The sequence below is a fragment of the Embleya scabrispora genome, from assembly GCF_002024165.1.
GTDB lineage: Bacteria > Actinomycetota > Actinomycetes > Streptomycetales > Streptomycetaceae > Embleya > Embleya scabrispora_A.
The window spans coordinates 2,998,610-3,017,034 of record NZ_MWQN01000001.1 but is presented as its reverse complement, the minus strand read 5'-3'; the positions used below and the strand labels follow the sequence as shown (position 1 = coordinate 3,017,034).

Genomic DNA, 18,425 nt, shown 5'->3' with positions numbered 1-18,425 from the left:
GAGGATCGGCGGCGGACGCGCCCGGCCCGGCGGGGCCGGGCGTCGCGGATATTGGTCACGGGCGCGTCCGCGATGGCGTACAGTTGGGTTCACCGACGCGGGGTGGAGCAGCTCGGTAGCTCGCTGGGCTCATAACCCAGAGGTCGCAGGTTCAAATCCTGTCCCCGCTACTTGGATCGCAGGCCCGACATGAAAATGTCGGGCCTGCGGCGTTTTTCGTGGGGACCGACCGCGTCACCGTCGGCTCAGGCGGTGATGCCGGCGACCAGGCGGGCGCGGTCGGAGAAGTCCTTGACCGCTCGGACGTCGGCGTAGGGCTTGAGGCCGACCAGCAGGTTGTTCAGGTAGGCCGCGTTGCGGGACGAGTGCACGCGGTCGGCGATCTCCAGCGCCTGCCGGCCCGCCGCGCACGCCGCCTCGACCTCGCCCGCGCGCAACTCGGCCTGGGCGCCCACCGCCAGCCGCAGCCCGTGTGAGCGCTGGTACGCCTCGCCGCGCAGCCCGGCCAGCGCCTGCACGGTGAAGTGCCGGGTGCGCTCGGGCACGCCGAGGTCGCGGTAACACTCGGCGCCGTCGGCGCACAGCCGGTCCCAGGTGAAGAAGTCGATCCACTCCGGGTCGTCGTCGCCGGAGCGGGCCCGCTCCAGATGCGCCTCGGCCGCGTTCAACGCCCGCCCGCACCCGGCCCCGTCGCCCCCGCGAGCGTGCGCGCGGGCCTCGACCAGGTGCAGGAAGCCGGTCACCCGCGAGGTCGCGATGCCCTTGTTACGCTCGATGGCGGCCTGGGCCAGGTCGACCGCGATGTCGGGGTTGCCGCGATACGTGGCCTGCAGGCTCATCGAGGCGAGGACGTACCCGCCCAACGGCACGTCGGCCGCCGCCCGGGCCAGTCGCAGCGCCTGGATGTAGTAGCGCTGCGCCACCTCGTGCTGCCCGGTGTCGAAGGCCATCCACCCCGCCAGCCGGGAGAGTTCGGCCGTCGCGCCGAACAGCCGACGGCCCACGTCGTCGTGGTAGCTCCCGCGCAGCAGCGGGGTGGCGTCGCAGCGCAGGCACTCCGGCACCATCGAGGCCCGCCAGTCGCCGCCCCCGTACTTGCTGTCCCAGCGGCGGGCCTCCTCGGCCGCCTCGCGCAGTTTGGTCACGTCGCTGTGTCCGACGTGCGGGCCGCTTCCGCGATGCTCGGCGCGGGCGTCGGCCGGGGTGATCAACCACCGGGCCATGGGGGTGCCGTAGGCGGTGACGGCGAACGTCCCGGCCAGCAACTCGCGTCGATTCACGTGGTCGTGCCTCCACAGGTCGGTGGCGGTGCGAACTGCCTCCCCGACGTCGCGAGGGAAGGCCAGACCGAGATCGGGATCCACCGGCCGACTGTCGTCCAGGCCGATCTCCTCCAGCGGCACCGGGCGGCCGAGCCGCTCCGCGAGCACGGCCGCGATCAGATGCGGCACCGGGCCCTGCGGAGTCATGCCCTTGCCGACCCAGCGGGCCACGGAGGTCTTGTCGTAGCGGAGGGACAGGCCGCGCCGGGCGCCCAGGTCGTTGACCCGCCGGGCGAGTCCGGCGTTGCTGACCCCGGCGGCGCCGAGCAGGTCGCCGAGTCGGCCGTTGGGCCCGCGTTCGCGCGAGGCCCGGGGACGGGCGTCGGCGGGGTCGGAGGTCGCGGGTCGGGACGGCGGGGAGTCGAGGTGGGATCCGGGGTCCGCGCCCGCGGGGGAGTCGGGGAGGGGTCTCGCACCGACGTCTGCCGGGGAATCGCCGAAGGAGTCGTCGGCCCCGGCCCCGACGCCTCCGCCTACCACCCCCGGATCCGGGACCTCCCGGTCCCCGAGGCCGGAGCTCGAACGCCCCGACTGATCCTGCTTGGGACTGCCGCGCATAGTTTGCCCCCAAAGGCAACCCTCCGTCCGCCTCAGCGTAACCGGACCGGCCACCCTCGGTAAGGGAGATATTCGCCAATCCGGGGTGTTGTCCGAGGTGTTGCGCCCGACCCGGCCGTTCGGGCCGCCCGCGGGGCAACGCTCGGCCAAGCGATTCCCAAGCCGGGTGAGCAATCGTTGACAGACAGTACTTGACGACACGTCAGTACGCAGGCACGGTCAAAAGGAACCATGCGCCGGGTGCGTGTCCCCGTGCGCCGTCGAATGCGCTCTACTCAGGCTTGCCTAACCTTGGTTCCATGGAACCGTCGGAGCCTGTACGGCCGGCATCCATGGTGGGTTTGCGCGGTGCCGTTTACCCGAAGGGGGTCGAGATGCGCTGGTTCGCAGGGACGTCCGAGAGCCCGAGCGTGGCCCGGCCGACCGGGGCCAGGACGCTGTGGGATGGCTCCGATCCGCTGTGGCTGGTGGGCGATTGGCCCGCCGACGAGGTACGGGTGGTCAGTCGGGGCAGGTTGCGGATGGCCGTGCTCGGCGTCTGCGGCGCCACCGACGCCGAACTCGAGGTCGGCCTCGCGGTGGCCCGCGGTGGGGCGCTGCGGCACCTGACCGGCTGGGCGGGCAGCTACCACGTGGTGCTGCGCAGCGGTCGGCGTACCGTGGTGCTGGGCGATCTCGCCGGTGTCCGCCAGGTGTTCCACGCCGACCCGGGCGACGGCGTGGTCTACGCCTCGCACGCGCTTCCGCTCGCCGACCTGACCCGGGCGGGCCTGGACACCGAGGCGTTCGCGGCCCGCCTCGCCTGCCCCGACGTGCCCGAACTGGTCGCCGGACGCTCGATGTTCACCGGCGTGAGCCGGCTGGAACCGGGCCATGCGCTCGAACTCACCCACGGCGTGGCCCGGGTGCGGCTCTACGAACAACACCGCTCCCCCCTGGACTTCCCCGGTGCGGCCGACGCGCTCGGGCGCGCGCTCACCGACGCGGTGGGCCGGCGAGTGGCCAAATCCGAGCGCCCGGGCGCCGATCTGTCCGGCGGGCGCGACTCCGCGGTGCTCGCGCTCCTCGGCGCGCGCGCGCTCACCAAGGGCACCGCGCGCGACCTGGTCGCGGTCACCTGGGCCGAGCCGTGCGCCCCCGGCGACCCGGCCTCGGCGGCCGACATCGTGGCCCGCTCGGCGCGGCTGCGCCACCTGGTGATCCCGGGCGGGGTGGACCACCTGCCCTACACCGGCCTCGCCGACGTGCTCGACGGCACGGTGATGCCCGACGAGCCCGGCTTCTCGCTGATCGGGATGGCCCGAACGGGCCGCACCCTGGAGGCCGTTCGCGACGCCGGCATCGACATGCACGTCACCGGCTACGGCGGTGACGCCGTACTGGGCACCCCGCTCGCCTACCTCGCCGACCTCGCGATGGACCGCCGCCGGGTCACCACCGCCCGGCACGCCCGCACCTGGGGGCGCAACCTCGGGATGAGCGGCCTCGAGTTGGCGAGTACCGCGAGCCGGGTCGCCCGCACCACCTTCCCCCAGGCACTCGACCGGCTCGCCGAGGTGTTCGCGGGCTCGGGTCGGGTGGACGCGGGCCCGGCCGCCGCCATCGCGTGGTGCACCGCGGCCCCCACGGCGGTCTGGACGACGCCGGACATGCGCCACCGCCTCGCCGTGTCGCTGCGCCGCCTCGCGGGCGAGTCGGTGGTCTCCGCCGGATCCGTAGTCGCCGCGGACCCGGCTGTCCACGGCCGTCCGGGGGACCGCGCCGCATGGGTCGCGGTCCGCCGGGCGGCCGAACGGCAACGGGCCTATCAGCAACTCGCCGAGCGGGTCGGGGTGCGGGTCCAGGCGCCGTACCTGGACACCGCCGTGGTGCGCGCCGGGCTCGCGCTGCCGGCCTGGGCGCGGGATCGGGACGACGGCCCCAGGGCGCTGCTCACCGCGGCCGTACAGGGGCTGATCCCCTCGCACGCGCTCGGCACCGTGCACCGGGCCGACTACACCGAGGCGGAGCGGCGCGGGCTGCGGATCAACGCGCGCGCGCTGCGGGAGCTGTTCGCCGACCCGCTGCTGGGCGAGTTGGGCGTGCTGGACCCGGTCGGGGTGCGGCACGCGCTCGACCTGGCCATCGGCGGCCCGAGCCTGGCCAAGGGCGACCAGGCCGTCCGCCCGGACCTGCCGCTGGGTCCGCTCGCCGACATCGTCTCGGCCGAGCTGTGGCTGCGCGGCGTCTGGGAGGGCCGGGTAATGCGCTGGGACGCCACCCCCAGCTCCGCCCCGGGCATCCGCATCGCCGCCGCCGTGGCGTAACGAAGCCGCGGGCGCCCGGCCGTTCGTCACCGGCCGGGCGCCCGCCGGACCAGCACCGAGGTCCAATCCCGGTCAGCCCAACGGGAACTCGCACCAGACCGTTTTGCCCTCGTCCGTCAACCGGCTCCCCCACGACTTCGCGATCGTGGCCACGATCGCCACGCCCCGGCCGCTCTCGTCGTCGGCCGCCGCCCGGCGCCGCCGCGGCACGTGGTCGTCCGCGTCGGACACCTCGACGATCAACCGCCGATCCGTGCGCCGAAGGCGCAACCGCATGGGGGCCGCGCCATGCGTGAGCGCGTTCGCCACGAACTCGCTCACCGCCAGCACCCCCAGCTCGCGCAGCTCCTCGCCCACCTGCCAACTCGCCAGCACCCCGGACGTGAACGCCCGCCCCCGCGCGGCCACCTCACTGCCCCCGAGCAGGTCGAGCGACGCGGTCCGGAACAGCCGCGCCTGCGCCCCCTCGCGCCGCGGCAGTTGCAGCACCAGCATGGCCATGTCGTCGTCGTGCTCCTCGGGCAGTTGCATGTGCGCGATCAGGTGGTCGCGCACCGCCTCCGGCTCGCCCACCGACGACAGCAGCGCGGCGCCGAGCGTGTCGATGCCCTCGTCCAGATCCTCGCCCCGACGCTCGACCAGGCCGTCGGTGTACAGCACCACCGTCGAGCCCGGATCCAGGGTGATCCGTCCCGAGGTGTGCGGCCAACTCGCCCCGGTGCCCAGCGGCGGCCCGTTGGCGTCGTCCAGCTTGTGGATCACGTCGTCGCCGTCGCGCACCAGCGGCGGCAGATGGCCCGCCGTGGAGTAGGTGAGCACGCCCTCGCCCGGGTCGTAGACCGCGTAGGCGCAGGTGGCGATCTGGGTGGCGTCGATCTCCATCGCGGTCTCGTCGAGCAGTTGCAGGATCTCGTGCGGCGGTAGGTCCAGCCGCGCGTACGCCCGTACCGCCGTGCGCAGCTGGCCCATCACCGCCGCGGCCCGCACCCCGCGGCCCATCACGTCGCCGATCACCAGCGCGGTGCGCCCCGCGCCCAGGGTGATCACGTCGTACCAGTCGCCGCCCACCGCCGCGTCGGTGCCGCCGGGCAGGTACTTCGCGGCCACGATCAGGTCGTCGGGGTTCTCCAACCGCTGCGGCAGCAGGCTCCGCTGCAGGGTGACCGCGGCCTGCCGGTGGCGCCGCTCGCTCTCCCGCAACCGGTCGGTGGCCTGGACCTGGTCGGTGACGTCGACCGCGAACACCAGCACACCGCGCGTGTCCCCGCCCCGCCCGGCCGCCTCGGGGCGCACCGGCGTGCAGACGAACGTGTAGTAGCCGTGCCTGCGCTCGCTCTCCGGCATGCCCGGGTACGTCTCGCCGCGGTGATCCACCCGCCGCGCCCGTACCGTACGCCCGCGCCCGGTCCGATAGACCTGGTCCATCAGGGTCAGCAGCCCGTGCTCGGCGAGTTCGGGCAGCGCGTCCCGCGCCGGCACCCCCGACCTGCGTGCGCCGAAGACCGCCCGGTAGGCGTCGTTGACGTAACACAGCTCGTGATTCGACCCCCGGGTGACCGCGATCAGCGCGGGCGCGTGGGCCAGCACGTCGCGCAGCGGGAAGGTGTCGTTCGATTCCTGGCTGCGTGCCGCCGGCACCGAGCGGCGCCGGTCACCGGCCAGCCGGGCGCCCCACCGAGTGATGTTCAACCGCTCGCTTCCTGGAGAGTTCGTTCACGCAAAGCGCATGGAGATATACCGCAGGTGACATCCCCAGTGTGGGCGAAAGTCGGCCGTGAGGGAATCACGTCCCCTGACCGGGCCCCCGTTCGGGGTACCGCAGCAGTGCGCTGTGGCAATGTACGGGACCCGGTCGCGACACACTCAACCCTCGGACAACACGGCAGCCTACGAGCCCGGCGGTCGCGCGTGCCTACCCGGTGCGCCGGCGGTCGCCTCGGGTGGCGTACTCGAATTCGGCGCGCGGGTGTTCGATCGACCCCAGCGAGACGATCTCGCGCCGGAACATCAGGGCCAGTGTCCATTCCGCCATGATGCGCATCTTGCGGTTCACCGTGGGCACCCGGCTGAGGTGGTAGGTGCGGTGCATGAACCAGGCCGGCAGGCCCTTGGTCTTGATCCCGTAGACCTGCGCGACACCCTTGTGCAGCCCGAGGGACGCGACCGATCCGGCGTACTTGTGCCGATACTGCCGCTGCGGTTGACGACGCAGCCTGGCCACGATGTTGTCGGCCAACACCCGGGCCTGGCGCACCGCGTGCTGCGCGCTGGGCCCGGTGAACTCCTCGCCCGGCTTGGTCAGATCGGGCACCGCCGCACAGTCCCCCGCGGTCCACACCCCCGGTACGCCGTCCACCTCCAGCGTCGCCCGGGCCCGGAGCCGGCCCTTGTCGTCCAGCGGCAGATCGGTGGAGAGCAGCATCGGGCTGGGCTTGACGCCGGCGGTCCACACCAGCGTGCTCGCGTCGAGTTCGGTGCCGTCGGAGAGCACCACGTGCCGGTCCACCGCCGACTCCAGGCGGGTGTTCAGGCGTACGTCGATGCCGCGTCGGCGCAATTCGGCAACCGTGTACCGGCCCATGTCCTCGCCGACTTCCGGCAGGATCCGGGGAGATGCCTCGACCAGGATCCAGCGCATGTCGGCGGGGGTGATGTTGTGGTAGTAGCGGCAGGCATAGCGGGCCATGTCCTCCAACTCCGCCAGCGCCTCGACACCCGCGTAGCCGCCGCCGACGAAGACGAACGTCAGCGCGTGATCGCGGATCGACGGGTCGCGGGTCGAGGAGGCGGTGTCCAACTGCTCCAGCACGTGGTTGCGCAGCGCGATGGCCTCCTCCACGGTCTTGAAGCCGATGCCCCACTCGGCCAGACCGGGAATGGGCAGCGTGCGCGCCACCGAGCCGGGCGCGACCACGAGCAGGTCGTACGGCTCGGGGTAGGTCTCCCCGCCGATCAGTTCGACGGTCGCGGTCTTGTTCGCGTGGTCGACGTGCTCGACGGTCCCGGTGACGATCCGGCACTTGGGCAGCACCGACCGGAGGGGGACGACCACGTGTCGCGGCGAGATGGCGCCGGCCGCGGCCTCCGGGAGAAAGGGCTGGTAGGTCATGTAGGACTGCGGTTCGACGACGGTCACCGTCGCCTCTCCCGTTTTGAGTTTCCGTTGCAGGCGCAGAGCGGTGTACAGGCCGACATAGCCGCCGCCGACGATCAGGATGCGCTCGGGCCGAGTCGAGGTCGTCATGCGTCCCACTCTGCCCTTTTCCGGGGGACGCATCCAGGTGTTCGACGGGTTTCCACCGTCCGTACTGGTGGTGACGAGACGTCAGCGTTCAGCGATATCTTCACAACCGTGCTGTCGGATTCCGCTTCTGGGGCGGGGTCGGTTCGGGTAGTCTCGACGCCCTGGGCAAAGCGGGGTCTGGTGGGGGAATCGACACACTTGCCTTCCGGGGGAGACGCTATGAGCGGCGCTTCGCGCACGCGGACCACCAAGATGCAGGACACCGGAGCCGACGGCATCGGAGGTCGGCACACAACGACGATTCCATCGGCACGCAAACCGCAGCGCAGCAGGCCGGCCGAGCCGTCACCACAGCTGCGCACCGACGCCCGGCGCAATCTGGAGCAGGTGCTGCGCGCCGCCCGTGAGGTGTTCGGCGAGTTGGGCTACGACGCTCCGATGGAGGAGATAGCCCGTCGCGCCGGCGTGGGGGTGGGCACCATCTACCGCCGCTTCACCGGCAAGGAGGCACTGGTCCAGCGCATCATGATCGCCGAGACCAACCGGCTGACGGCCGAGGCGGTGAACGCGCTGGACGAGGAACCCGACGCGTGGTCCGCCCTGGCCCGCTACTTACGTCGCGCGGTCGGCTCGGGTGCCGGCCGATTGTTCCCCGCGCTCAGCGGGCGGGTTCCGGTCACCGAGGAGATGAGCACCTCGCGCGCCGAACTCAACGACGCGGTGGGCATGTTGGTCGACCGGGCCAAGGCCGGCGGCCTGCTTCGGGCCGATGTGTCCGACGCCGACATCTCGCTGATGATGTCGTGTCTGTTGCCCCCGTCGGGGCTGCCGCATCCACAGCGGTTGACCATCGCCGGTCGCTATCTGGAGATCCTGCTCGACGGGCTGCATGCGGGACATTCCTCGCCGCTGCCCGGAAAACCGTTCACACAGGACGAGTTGGACACGTTGTTCCTGAGTTGAGGCGGAGCCTCGCAGTCCGGGCGCCTGGTGGTGCGGGCCGGACCGCCGCTCGGCGCCGCCGCCACCGTCACCGACCGCACAGTGCCTCAGCCGCGCACCACGAGGACCGGGCACGCGGCATGGTGTACCACCGCCGTGCTGACCGAGCCGAGCAGCAGGCGGGCGAATCCGCCGGAGCCGCGCGAGCCCACCACGACCAACTCGTGCCGTTCGGACATGCCCAGCAGTACCTCGGTCGCCGTACCCGCGTGGACCTGGACCACGGTTCGGCCGCGAAACGTGTGTTCGCGCTCGCCGTTCACCTCGCTCACCGTGGCCTCGGTCCGGATCCGCAGTTCGGTGAGCACCCGTTCCAGGTCCTCCTGGTAGTGCGGGCCGGGCGCGATCACCACGTAGCCGGGCGTCGCGGGCTGCGCGCTCACCACGTAGAGCGGCAGTTCGCGCAGTTCGGCCTCGGTCATCGCCCAGTCCAGCGCTCGCCGTGACGGTTCCGATCCGTCGACGCCGACCACGACGCCCTTCGGCTCAGCGTCGGTCATGGGCCCTCCTCGTCCACCGGAACCGGATGTGGAGGGCCCCATACCACCGGGGCGTCGTGCGCTCACTTCCACGCCGGAATGCCACCCGGACGGCGGGGTGGGTACGGAGGATACACACGCGCACGTCGGCGCGCGGGCGGTTGGCGGGGCGGGTCGGGGACGGCCCGGGGCGGACCGACGGCGCCGGCCGGCTCGGGCCTCCGCCGGCGCAGGCGTCCGGTGTCCGGTGTTCGGCAGGTCAGGCGGCGGCCAGGATCTCCTTCGCCCGCTCCGCCAGGGCCCGCAGGCCGTCGGGGGTGAAGCGGCCGGATGTGTCCTGGTCGCCCATCGCGCCGGCCGTGTAGCGGTCGAGCACGCCGGCGAGGATGCAGGCCAGCCGCCAGCACGCGAACGCCTGGTACCAGCGGATGTGGCTCAGGTCCCGACCGGTGGCCGCCGCATAGCGCGCGGCGAACGCGGCCCGGTCGACGAACCCCTCGCTCGCGGTGCCGTCCGCCGGCAGCAGTGTGCCGTCCTCGCCCGCCTCGACCCAGTACATGAGCGTGGTGCCCACGTCGGCGAGCGGGTCGCCGAGCGTGCACAACTCCCAGTCGAGGACCGCGCGCACGGTGCCGTCCGGACCCAGGATGACGTTGTCCAACCGGAAGTCGCCGTGCACGATCGTCGCGCCCTGCTGCTCCGGCACGGACGCGGCGAGCGCCCGATGCACCTCGTCGATCGTGTCGATCCCCGGCACCCGGGTGGCTTCCCACTGGCGATGCCAGCGCCGCAGTTGGCGGCCGATGTAGTCCTCGCGGCGGCCGAGTCCGCCCAGGCCCACCGCGTCCACGTCCACCGCGTGGATCGCGGCCAGCACGTCCGCCAGTTGTTCCCCCGCCCGGCGGCGGGCCTCCCGCGTGAGCAGCCGGTTCGCGTCCTCGGCGCTGCGGATCACGTGCCCGTCGACGAAGTCCATCACGAAGAACGGCGCGCCGTTGACCGCGTCGTCCGCGCAGTACCCGAGCACCGGCGGCACCGGCACATCGGTGCGCCCCTCCCCGAGCGCGGCCAGGATCCGGTACTCGCGGCCCATGTCGTGCGCGGTGGCCAGCACATGCCCGAGCGGAGGCCGCCGCAACACCCACCGGCGCGCGTCGGCGTCGGCGACCACGAAGGTCAGGTTGGACCGCCCGCCGAGCACCAGCTCGAAGTCGAGCGGCGGTCGCACGGCCGTACGCTCCGCGAGCCAGGTCGTGATCGCCTCGGGGCGCAGCGCCTCGGACGGGGAACTCTGCGCCATGGTGGGACTCTCCGCTTCGGTGCTGCTCGGGGGCGGGGCGGTGCGGCCGGCGGGCCGGGGTGTGTCAGATCCCGAGGGAACGGCCGATGATCTCCTTCATGATCTCGTTGGTCCCGCCGTAGATCGACTGCACGCGGGTGTCGACGAACGCCTTGGCGACCGGGTATTCGAGCATGTAGCCGTAGCCGCCGTGCAGTTGGAGGCAGCGGTCGACCACGCGGCTCTGCAGCGCGGTGGTCCACCACTTGGCCTTCGAAGCCGCCACCGCGTCCAGTTCGCCGGCGACGTGCTTCATGATGCAGTCGTCGAGGTAGGTCCGGGCGATGTCCAACTCGGTGTCCATCTCCGCCAGTTCGAACCGCGTGTTCTGGAACGAGCCGATCGTGCGGCCGAACGCGGTGCGGGTCTTGACGTATTCGAGGGTATGCGCGAACACCCGCTCGGCGCCCGCCACCGCGCTGCACGCGATGCCCAACCGCTCCTGGGGCAGGTTGTGCATCAGGTGGTAGAAGCCGCGATTCTCCTCGCCGAGCAGGTTGGTCGCGGACACCCGGACATCGGAGAAGAACAATTCGGCGGTGTCCTGCGCCTTCATCCCGATCTTGTCGAGGTTGCGCCCGCGTTCGAAGCCGGGCATACCCCGCTCGACCACGATCAGACTGATGCCCTTGCTGCCCTTGGCCGAGGGGTCGGTCTTGGCGACCACGACCACCAGGTCGGCGTGGATGCCGTTGGTGATGAAGGTCTTGGCGCCGTTGAGGACGTAGTGGTCGCCGTCGCGGATCGCGGTGGTGCGTACTCCCTGGAGGTCGCTGCCCGCGCCGGGTTCGGTCATGGCGATCGCGGTGATGATCTCGCCCGAGCAGAAGCCCGGGAGCCAGCGCCGCTTCTGCTCGTCGGTGGCGAGGTCGTTCAGGTACGGCGCGACCACCTCGTTGTGCAGCCCGAAGCCCACACCCGACGCGCCCACCCGGGTCAGTTCCTCGGACGCGATGGCCAGGTAGCGGAAGTCGGCCACCCCACCGCCGCCGAAGCGCTCGTCCACATCGATCCCGAGCAGCCCCTGCTTGCCGGCCTTCAGCCAGAGCGCGCGATCGACGATCCCGTCCTTCTCCCACTGATCGTGGAAGGGCACGACCTCCCGCTGAAAGAACTCCCGAACACTCTCCCGAAAGGCGATGTGCTCGGCGTCGAGGTGCCGGTCCCTCATCTGATTGCTCCCCATGCGGTCGCGCGACGGCTCGCCCCGGATCGGACATTCCTACCGGTCGGTAGGTTCCGTGTCCACGCATGCTAGGCGCGCGCCGAGAGGGGATCAAGGGGGCGGGAGTCGCGAGGGCCACCGCGTCGGCGTATGTGCGAAGCGACCACGGTCAGGGCTCTCGGACCACGCGGGCCGTGCCCTGTGCGGCTCCCCGCGCCGAACCCGGCGTCGAACCGGCGGAGAAGCCCGCCCACCTGCGCACGGTGAACCGCGAGCCCTCGCGAGCGACCTCCACCGCCCGACTCCCGCCGAAGTGGGCCGGCACCACCAGCGCCGCGTGGTCGGCGGCCCATGCCAACACCCGGTGTCGCGACCGCGCCGACGCCGCCGGGTCGTGGCAGAAACAACTCGACACGTGCGGTTCGAGGATCTGGATCGGCCCGTGCAGCAGGTCGCCGACGAACACCGCCCGGTCCGCGCCCGACGTGAGCGTGAGCACGCCGAGGCCGGGAGTGTGGCCGGGGGCGAGCGTGAGCCGCAGATCCTCGTCGATCGTGTATGTGTCGTCCCAGATCTCGGCCTGTCCCGCACGCAGGATCGGCTCGATCGAGGCGGCGAACACGGCGGCACTGCGCCCGGGGGATTCGACGAGCCCGTCGGGATCGAAGAAGTCGAGGTCGGGCCGCGAGAACAGATACCGGGCACGTGGAAACGTGGGCACCCACTCCCCGTCATCGGTGACCCGGGTGTTCCACCCCACGTGATCGGCGTGCAGGTGCGTACAGATCACCAGGTCGACGTCCTCCGGGCGCACTCCCACGGAGGCCAGTGCCGCCGGGAGCGGCGCGCCCTCGGGCATCCCGGGTCGGCCCGCACCCGCGCCCAGACCGGTGTCGACCACGATCGTGCGCCCGGCGCTGCGCAGCAGCCAGGTGTGTACCGCCACGCGCACACGATCCGCCTCCGGATCCCAGTGATCCGGCGCGAGCCATGAGCGGTTGGCGCGCCACAGGTCGGGGTCGATTCCCGGGAAGAACTCGGCCGGCGGGAGCGGCCGGTTGTCGAAGTGTTCGATGCGGGTCACCGAGACGTTGCCCAGTTCGATCGAGTGCATAGGCTGAGCATGCGGTCCCCGCCACAAGCCCGGAAGAAGGCACATTCGTGTTCCCTGACGCCGTCCCACCGTCGCCGGCCCGCCCCGTCGTGACCGCCGAGGGGTACGAAACCTGCCCGGTCACGGCCGTGTTGCGCCGGATCGGCGACAAGTGGACCCCGGCGGTCGTACGACTCCTCGGCGAAGGCAGCCACGGGTTCAACGAACTGGACCGCGCCATCGAGGACGTCAGTCGACGCATGCTCACCCGCACGCTGCGCGCGCTGGAGGCCGACGGGTTCGTCGATCGCACGGTGTTCCCGGGCCCGCCGATCCGGGTGCGGTACGCCCTGACGCCCTTGGGCCGCTCGCTGCGCGAACAACTCGCCGCCCTCGGCCGCTGGGCCGCGACCGCCGAGGCCGGCCCGGCCGGTCCGGGGCAGCCCGGGGAACCCGGCTGACGCGGCCGACCCGGCTCGCGGGCCGGGTCGGCGTCCCTGCGACTATGCCGTGAGGGCCTGGGGGGTGGCCGGCTGACGGGTGAGCGTCGACTCGGCGACCACCGTGCCGTTCTGGGTGGGGTTGAGGCTGTGGCGCATGCGCAGCGCCAGCACCGTGATCAGGATCGAGCAGGCCATCAACACCGCCAGGTACGGGGCGTACAGGCCCGCGCCGACCATCACGCCCGCGAAGGCCGGGCCGGCCGCCATGGCCAACTGCTTCACCAGCGACTGGGCCGCGTTGTACTGGCCCAGCAGGTGCGCCGGGGCCAGGTCGGCGACCATCGGGCCGAGGGTCGGCGCCAGCAGCGATTCGCCCACACCCAGCAGGGCGAAGGTGATCACGATCGTGCTCGCGGCGGCGACCGAGTTGTCGTGTACCAGGCCCGACACCGCCGTCACGATCCAGGCGAGCAGCCAGACCACGCCCGTCGCCGCGATCACCGTGCTGCGGCGGCGGCGCTGGGTGATGCGCAGTACGGTCAGCTGACCGAGCACGATCACCGCGGTATTGGCCGCGAGCGCCACGCCCAGCATGCGCGGCGAGATCCGGCTGACCTCGGTCGCGAAGGCGGTCAGGCCCGACTCGAACTGGCCGTAGCAGGTGAAGAAGATCACCGCGCTCACCAGGCACAGCCGAACCATCGCCCGGTTGCGCAGCAGATGCCGAAAGCCCGAGCCCGGCGTGGTGCCGACCGGCGTCGCCGGTACCGCGGGCAGCCGGACCGTGCCGCACACCGCGCCGAGGACCAGGAACATCGCCGTCTCGATGGCGAACAGCAGGGTGAAGCTGGCGGGCCGGTGCTCGTCGACGATCAGCCCGCCGATCAGCCCGCCGATGCCCAGACCCAGGTTGTTGAAGGTGAACTGCAACGCGAACGCCCGGGCGCGGGTCGGCGCCGTCGTCAGGCGCACGATCATCGTGGCCAGGGCGGGCTGGATCGCGGCGATGCCCGCACCGAGCAGCGCGGCGCCGAGCATGACGAACATGCCGGTGCGCGCCAGGCCCAGGGTGAGCGAGCCGAGCGCGGCGACCGTCGCGCCGAGTGCGAGTACCGGACGCGGACCGCGCCGGTCGATCGCCGGACCGACCATCGGGAGTACGCACAGCGCGGCGACCGCGAGCACGCTGAACATCAGTCCGGCCTGACCGGCGGACAGGTCTCGCACCCGCGTCACGTATACGAACAGGAACGGCACCGTGAAGCCGCTGCCGAACGCGCTGAGCGCGTTACCGAGCTGGATTCGACGCAGAGCGCCCCGGGTTGCCACCACACACCTCCCGACTGTCGGTCGCGCGGGCCGGCCGTTCCGGCCCGCGGGGATCGGTCCGCAGGCGGGTCTCGGCGGTACGGGGGCGTGACGGGGCAACCGATCCGGCCCGTGCCGGCACGGGGGCATGCCCGTGTCCGGCGAGGGGGATCGCCTGGTCCGCGTCGAGGCGGGCGCGCCGGGGGCAGCCGGGGGTGTCCCGGGCCCGCGCCGGCGGTGCCGCCGTGCCTGATCCGATGGTCCGAGTCCTCAAGCCTGAAGACTTCAGAGCTAAACTATACGGATCTATAGCGTTCGCGTCCAATGCATTACCGGGCACGGGCCCGCGCCGACGGCCCGCGCCGACCGCGTACCGCCGACCGGGTTCGCGCGCGACGGACCGGGGGTGCGGAGATGGGATACTTCCCCGCATGACAGAGGGGGCCGAGCAGGCGACGCCGGACGAAGGCGACATCGAGGAATACCTCGCCGTCTTCCAGCGCGAATTCCCCGAGGTGGACCCGCAGGTCGAGACGATCGTGGCCGCGCTGTCCAAACTCAACCGCCGGATGAGCGTGGCCTACGGTCGCCAGCTCACCGCCCTCGGCATCACCAACGCCGAGTGGGAGGTGCTCAAGGCCCTGGTCCTGGTCGGCCGCCCCTACCGGCTCAGCCCCGGCGACCTGGCCCGCCGGCTCGGGCTGACCCCCGCGGCGATGACCCACCGGCTGGACCGGATGGTCGCCGAGGAACTGGTCACCCGGACGCGCGACGAGCAGAACCGGGTGCGGGTGATCGTCGAACTGACCGGTACCGGGCGCGACGTGTGGCTGCGGGTGGTCCGCGAGGCCGCGGTCTTCGAGGCGGGTCTGCTCCAGGACCTGGGTCCGGCCGAACGGCACGCGCTGGCCGCGGGGTTGCGCGGGATGCTGGCGCGGGTCGAGGAATCCCAGCCGGACGCCGGTGGGCGACTCGACACGGAGTGATGCGGTTTCGCCTGCGGCGGGCCGGCGGACGAGAAGAGGACCTGGGCACATGCGAGTGCGTATTCCGAGGCAGCGTACGGACATCGAGCGGCTGGAGCGCCCGCTGCCGGCGGGGCTGCCGCGACCGGCGCCGCGGGTGTTGCGCGCGCCTCGGCCTCGTGGGGCGCGGTCGGCCGAGGACGCGCTGTCGGACTACCGGCTTGTGGTTGCCCGGACCCTGGGGCGGCATCGGCCCACGGGGGAGGGGACCTGTGTGTGCGGGGTGCCCTCGCCGTGTCCGGTGCGGGCGCATGCGGCGCGGCTGTTGGACTGGATCCGGCCCGAGCGGGCGTGAACCTTTCGGGGTGAACCCTCCCGAAGCCTCCGTGCCGGGGCGGTTTCTCGGCTAGCGTCCCCAGGACACGAGAGGCGTGGGAGTTCCGGGAGGCGTGTGGATGGCCGTATCCGAGGGTGTGTCCGACGGAGCCGCGTACGCCCCGTTCGACCCGATGGCGCTGCCGGCGACGGGGGGTTACTACAAGAAGTTGCCCCCGACGCCCTGTACATACGAGACGGCGCCGTTGCCCCTGGACGCGGTCGACGGGCATCCGGTGGTCTGCAAGAACCGCGCGTGCAAGTACTACCGAAGGTCCGACAAGGTGGAATACAAGTCCGGGCCCCGTGCCTACCGCTGCGAAGAATGCATGACCTGGACCGACTGAAACGCTCGCGGCCGCATGGTCCTGCGGGGCCGCGCCCTTGCCTGCGGCCCGCGCCGGGTGGCCTCAAGCGCCGGCCGGGCTGGGGTAGGTGGCGTCTGCGTTTCGGCGTGCGGCCGTCTTCGCTGCTGTCGGGTGGCCTCAAACGCCGGCCGGGCTGGAGTGGGTGGCGTCTGCGTTTCGGCGTGCGGACGTGCTCGCTGCTGTGGGGTGGCCTCAAACGCCGGCCGGGCTGGAGTGGTGGCCTCAAGCGCCGGCCGGGCTGGGGTGGGTGGCGTCCGCGTTTCGGCGTGCGGACGTGCTCGCTGCTGTGGGGTGGCCTCAAACGCCGGCTGGGCTGGGGTGGGTGGCGTCCGAGTTTGGGCGTGCGGCGTGCTTGCTGCTGTTGGGTGGCCTCAGACGCTGGGCCGGGTTGGGGTGGGTGGTGTTCTCGGTTTGGTGTGTGGTCGGGGTGAGTGTTTAGCTCGGCCGGTGGTTGAGGGTGGTTGTCGGCGGGGCCATGTGGGCGCGAGCGTGGTGGGTCGGGCCGATCGTCGGGTGACCCTACGGCCACGCGGCGACCAGCCCGGCCACGAGCGAGGGCGCCTCCGACGTGGGACGCGCGAGTGCATCATTCCCCATTCGGGAGCCGGGAATTCCGCTTCGGGGTGAGGGAATTCGGCGATTGCGGCGGGGGGTTCGCCGGCTGCGCCGCCCTCGCGTCCGCGCGCCGCCGCAACCGCCTCAGCCACCACCGGAATATCCACACCGCGGCGGCCAGCAGCACCAGCCACACCAGACCGAAGGCCACCCAGAACGCGGTGGGGGAGGGCAGTTGGCCCGGTGGTGTGTCCGGCCAGGCGTGGGCGAGGTCGTCCGGGTGGGTGAAGAGCGGATGCACCGCCAACGCCGAGCCGTGATACGTGACCCGGTCCGGCCAGTCCTTGCCGGACCCGAGCGCGGCCAGCCCCGTGGACAGCCATACCACCGTGGTGCCGGCCACGAGCAGCAGCAGCCCCGCGAGCAGCAGGCCGTCCGGCACGCCCCGCGACGGCACCCGCCCCGGGGTGGGCTCGCGCGGCACCGGCAGCCGTCCCGACCCCGCCATCTACGCCGCCGGATCGTCGGCCAACGCCGCCTCGGCCCGCACCCGTTCCTCCACCGCGTCCTCGGTCATCGCCCGGTCGGTGTAGACCATCGGGCGTTCGGTGTCGGTGATCAGGTGCTTGACCACCTGTACGTTGCCGTTCACGTCCCAGACCGCGATGCCCGGGGTCAGCGTCGGGATGATCTCCACCGCCCATCTGGGCAGGCCGAGCACCTTGCCCGTGGCGCGCGCCTCGTCCGCCTTCTGCATGTAGACGGTGCGGGTCGACGCCATCTTCAGGATCGCCGACGCCTCCTTGGCCGCCGCGCCGTCCACCACGTCGGACAGGTGGTGCACGACCGCCACGAACGACAGGCCGAGGCGTCGGCCGAACTTGAGCAGGCGCTGGAAGAGTTGGGCCACGAACGGGCTGTTGATGATGTGCCACGCCTCTTCCACCAGGAAGATGCGCTTGACCCGGTCCGGCCGGATCCAGGTGTGCTCCAGCCACACCCCCACGATCGCCATCAGGATCGGCATCGCGATCGAGTTCCGGTCGATGTGCGACAGGTCGAAGATGATCAGCGGCGAGTCGAGGTCGATGCCGTCCGTGGTCGGGCCCTCGAACATGCCCTTGAGGTCACCGTCGGTGAGGCGGTCCAGGACCAGAGCCACGTCGAGGCCCCAGACGCGGACGTCCTTGACGTCCAGGTGGAGCAACTCGCACGACTCCGGCGTCGGATTGCGCAGTGCCTCGACGATGTCCGGGAGAATCGGCTGGCGCCCGGAGACGGTGCGCATCACGTGCGTGTGCGCGGCCTTGAGCGCGTAGCCAGCCCGCTCCTGGAGCGCGTGGCCCATCGCCACCTCGATGATCGTACGCAGCAGGGCCAACTGGCCGGTCACCGCGATCGCCGGGTCCAGCGGGTTCAGCCGCACCGCGTCGCCGGAGAGGTCGTTCGGGTCGAGCCGGATGGGCTTGACCCCCAGCGCCTCGGCGATCAGGTTCCACTCGCCGACGCCGTCCTCGCCCTGCGCGTCCAGGACCACCACCTGGCGGTCGCGAAAGCGCAACTGGCGCAGGACGTAGGTCTTCTCCAGGGCCGACTTGCCGTTGCCCGACTCGCCGAGCACCAGCCAGTGCGGTGCGGGCAGTTGCTGGCCGTACAGCTGGAACGGGTCGTAGATGTAGCCCTTGCCCGAGTACACCTCGCGCCCGATGATCACGCCCGAGTCGCCGAGCCCGGGCGCGGCGGTCGGCAGGTAGATCGCCTGGGCCTGGCCGGTGGACGTGCGCACCGGCAGGCGCTGCGTCTCGCCCCGGCCGAAGATCATGCCGGCGAAGCCCTGGGTCAACGTGGAGATCAGACCCGGCACGCGCTCACCCCTTCCCGTCCCGGGCGGCCGAACCGCCCG

16 protein-coding genes and 1 tRNA gene are annotated in these 18,425 nt (G+C 71.9%); 7 read left to right on the top strand and 10 right to left on the bottom strand.

Translation table 11 applies throughout. The annotated features are described in order from the left end of the window. Nucleotides 1-96: 96 nt before the first annotated feature. A tRNA-Met gene (locus B4N89_RS13250) sits at nt 97-170 on the top strand. 75 nt (nt 171-245) lie between these two features. On the opposite strand, the gene B4N89_RS13245 is transcribed toward B4N89_RS13250, so the two are convergent. Further along, nucleotides 246-1,592 carry an MFS transporter gene (locus tag B4N89_RS13245; RefSeq protein WP_078979338.1) on the bottom strand — a complete coding sequence of 449 codons (1,347 nt, stop codon included), beginning with the start codon at nt 1,590-1,592 and terminating at the stop codon, nt 246-248. A 662-nt stretch (nt 1,593-2,254) separates the two neighbouring features. Between B4N89_RS13245 and B4N89_RS13240 the strand changes: the two genes are divergently transcribed. Next, nucleotides 2,255-4,186, top strand: a complete 1,932-nt coding sequence (locus tag B4N89_RS13240) for an asparagine synthase C-terminal domain-containing protein (RefSeq protein WP_161500714.1) — start codon at nt 2,255-2,257, stop codon at nt 4,184-4,186. A 72-nt stretch (nt 4,187-4,258) separates the two neighbouring features. Here B4N89_RS13240 and B4N89_RS13235 read toward each other — a convergent pair whose 3' ends face one another. Then, entirely contained in the window at nt 4,259-5,875 is a 1,617-nt protein-coding gene (locus B4N89_RS13235) for a SpoIIE family protein phosphatase (RefSeq protein WP_078976044.1), read from the bottom strand. Nucleotides 5,876-6,098: 223 nt separating this feature from the next. After that, nucleotides 6,099-7,430: an NAD(P)/FAD-dependent oxidoreductase gene (locus B4N89_RS13230; protein ID WP_078979337.1), complete on the bottom strand. Its 1,332-nt coding sequence runs from the start codon at nt 7,428-7,430 to the stop codon at nt 6,099-6,101. A gap of 219 nt (nt 7,431-7,649) precedes the next feature. Between B4N89_RS13230 and B4N89_RS13225 the strand changes: the two genes are divergently transcribed. Then, nucleotides 7,650-8,393 carry a TetR/AcrR family transcriptional regulator gene (locus B4N89_RS13225; RefSeq protein ID WP_235618601.1) on the top strand — a complete coding sequence of 248 codons (744 nt, stop codon included), beginning with the start codon at nt 7,650-7,652 and terminating at the stop codon, nt 8,391-8,393. An 86-nt stretch (nt 8,394-8,479) separates the two neighbouring features. Here B4N89_RS13225 and B4N89_RS13220 read toward each other — a convergent pair whose 3' ends face one another. The 4 genes from B4N89_RS13220 to B4N89_RS13205 form a co-directional block, all read right to left on the bottom strand. Further along, nucleotides 8,480-8,932, bottom strand: coding sequence for a universal stress protein (locus tag B4N89_RS13220; RefSeq protein WP_161500713.1), 453 nt, complete (start codon nt 8,930-8,932; stop codon nt 8,480-8,482). A gap of 238 nt (nt 8,933-9,170) precedes the next feature. Beyond that, nucleotides 9,171-10,211 carry a phosphotransferase family protein gene (locus B4N89_RS13215; RefSeq protein ID WP_078976042.1) on the bottom strand — a complete coding sequence of 347 codons (1,041 nt, stop codon included), beginning with the start codon at nt 10,209-10,211 and terminating at the stop codon, nt 9,171-9,173. 64 nt (nt 10,212-10,275) lie between these two features. Further along, on the bottom strand, nt 10,276-11,421 hold the full coding sequence (locus tag B4N89_RS13210) for an acyl-CoA dehydrogenase family protein (protein WP_078979335.1): 1,146 nt from the start codon (nt 11,419-11,421) through the stop codon (nt 10,276-10,278). A 163-nt stretch (nt 11,422-11,584) separates the two neighbouring features. Continuing rightward, the gene (locus tag B4N89_RS13205) at nt 11,585-12,529 is read right to left on the bottom strand and encodes an MBL fold metallo-hydrolase (protein WP_078976041.1); all 945 of its coding nucleotides are present in this window, start codon (nt 12,527-12,529) and stop codon (nt 11,585-11,587) included. 47 nt (nt 12,530-12,576) lie between these two features. Here B4N89_RS13205 and B4N89_RS13200 point away from each other — a divergent pair, with 47 nt between their 5' ends. Further along, a complete protein-coding gene (locus B4N89_RS13200; protein ID WP_078976040.1) occupies nt 12,577-12,969 on the top strand; it encodes a winged helix-turn-helix transcriptional regulator in 393 nt (130 codons plus the stop codon). A gap of 42 nt (nt 12,970-13,011) precedes the next feature. Here B4N89_RS13200 and B4N89_RS13195 read toward each other — a convergent pair whose 3' ends face one another. Continuing rightward, nucleotides 13,012-14,280 (bottom strand): MFS transporter, encoded by a 1,269-nt coding sequence (locus B4N89_RS13195; protein WP_321170688.1) that lies wholly within the window; start codon nt 14,278-14,280, stop codon nt 13,012-13,014. Nucleotides 14,281-14,690: 410 nt separating this feature from the next. Between B4N89_RS13195 and B4N89_RS13190 the strand changes: the two genes are divergently transcribed. The 3 genes from B4N89_RS13190 (at nt 14,691) to B4N89_RS13185 (ending at nt 15,946) form a co-directional block, all read left to right on the top strand. Continuing rightward, complete coding sequence (locus tag B4N89_RS13190; protein WP_078976038.1) at nt 14,691-15,245, top strand: MarR family winged helix-turn-helix transcriptional regulator; 555 nt, start codon at nt 14,691-14,693, stop codon at nt 15,243-15,245. 49 nt (nt 15,246-15,294) lie between these two features. Then, nucleotides 15,295-15,579, top strand: a complete 285-nt coding sequence (locus B4N89_RS48960) for a hypothetical protein (RefSeq protein WP_143657943.1) — start codon at nt 15,295-15,297, stop codon at nt 15,577-15,579. Nucleotides 15,580-15,679: 100 nt separating this feature from the next. After that, nucleotides 15,680-15,946, top strand: coding sequence for a hypothetical protein (locus B4N89_RS13185; RefSeq protein WP_078976037.1), 267 nt, complete (start codon nt 15,680-15,682; stop codon nt 15,944-15,946). 607 nt (nt 15,947-16,553) lie between these two features. Here B4N89_RS13185 and B4N89_RS13180 read toward each other — a convergent pair. Next, nucleotides 16,554-17,030, bottom strand: a complete 477-nt coding sequence (locus B4N89_RS13180; RefSeq protein WP_078976036.1) for a hypothetical protein — start codon at nt 17,028-17,030, stop codon at nt 16,554-16,556. Then, on the bottom strand, nt 17,031-18,344 hold the full coding sequence (locus tag B4N89_RS13175) for an ATP-binding protein (protein ID WP_078979334.1): 1,314 nt from the start codon (nt 18,342-18,344) through the stop codon (nt 17,031-17,033). It abuts the gene before it with no gap. Between the last annotated feature and the right edge of the window lie 81 nt (nt 18,345-18,425).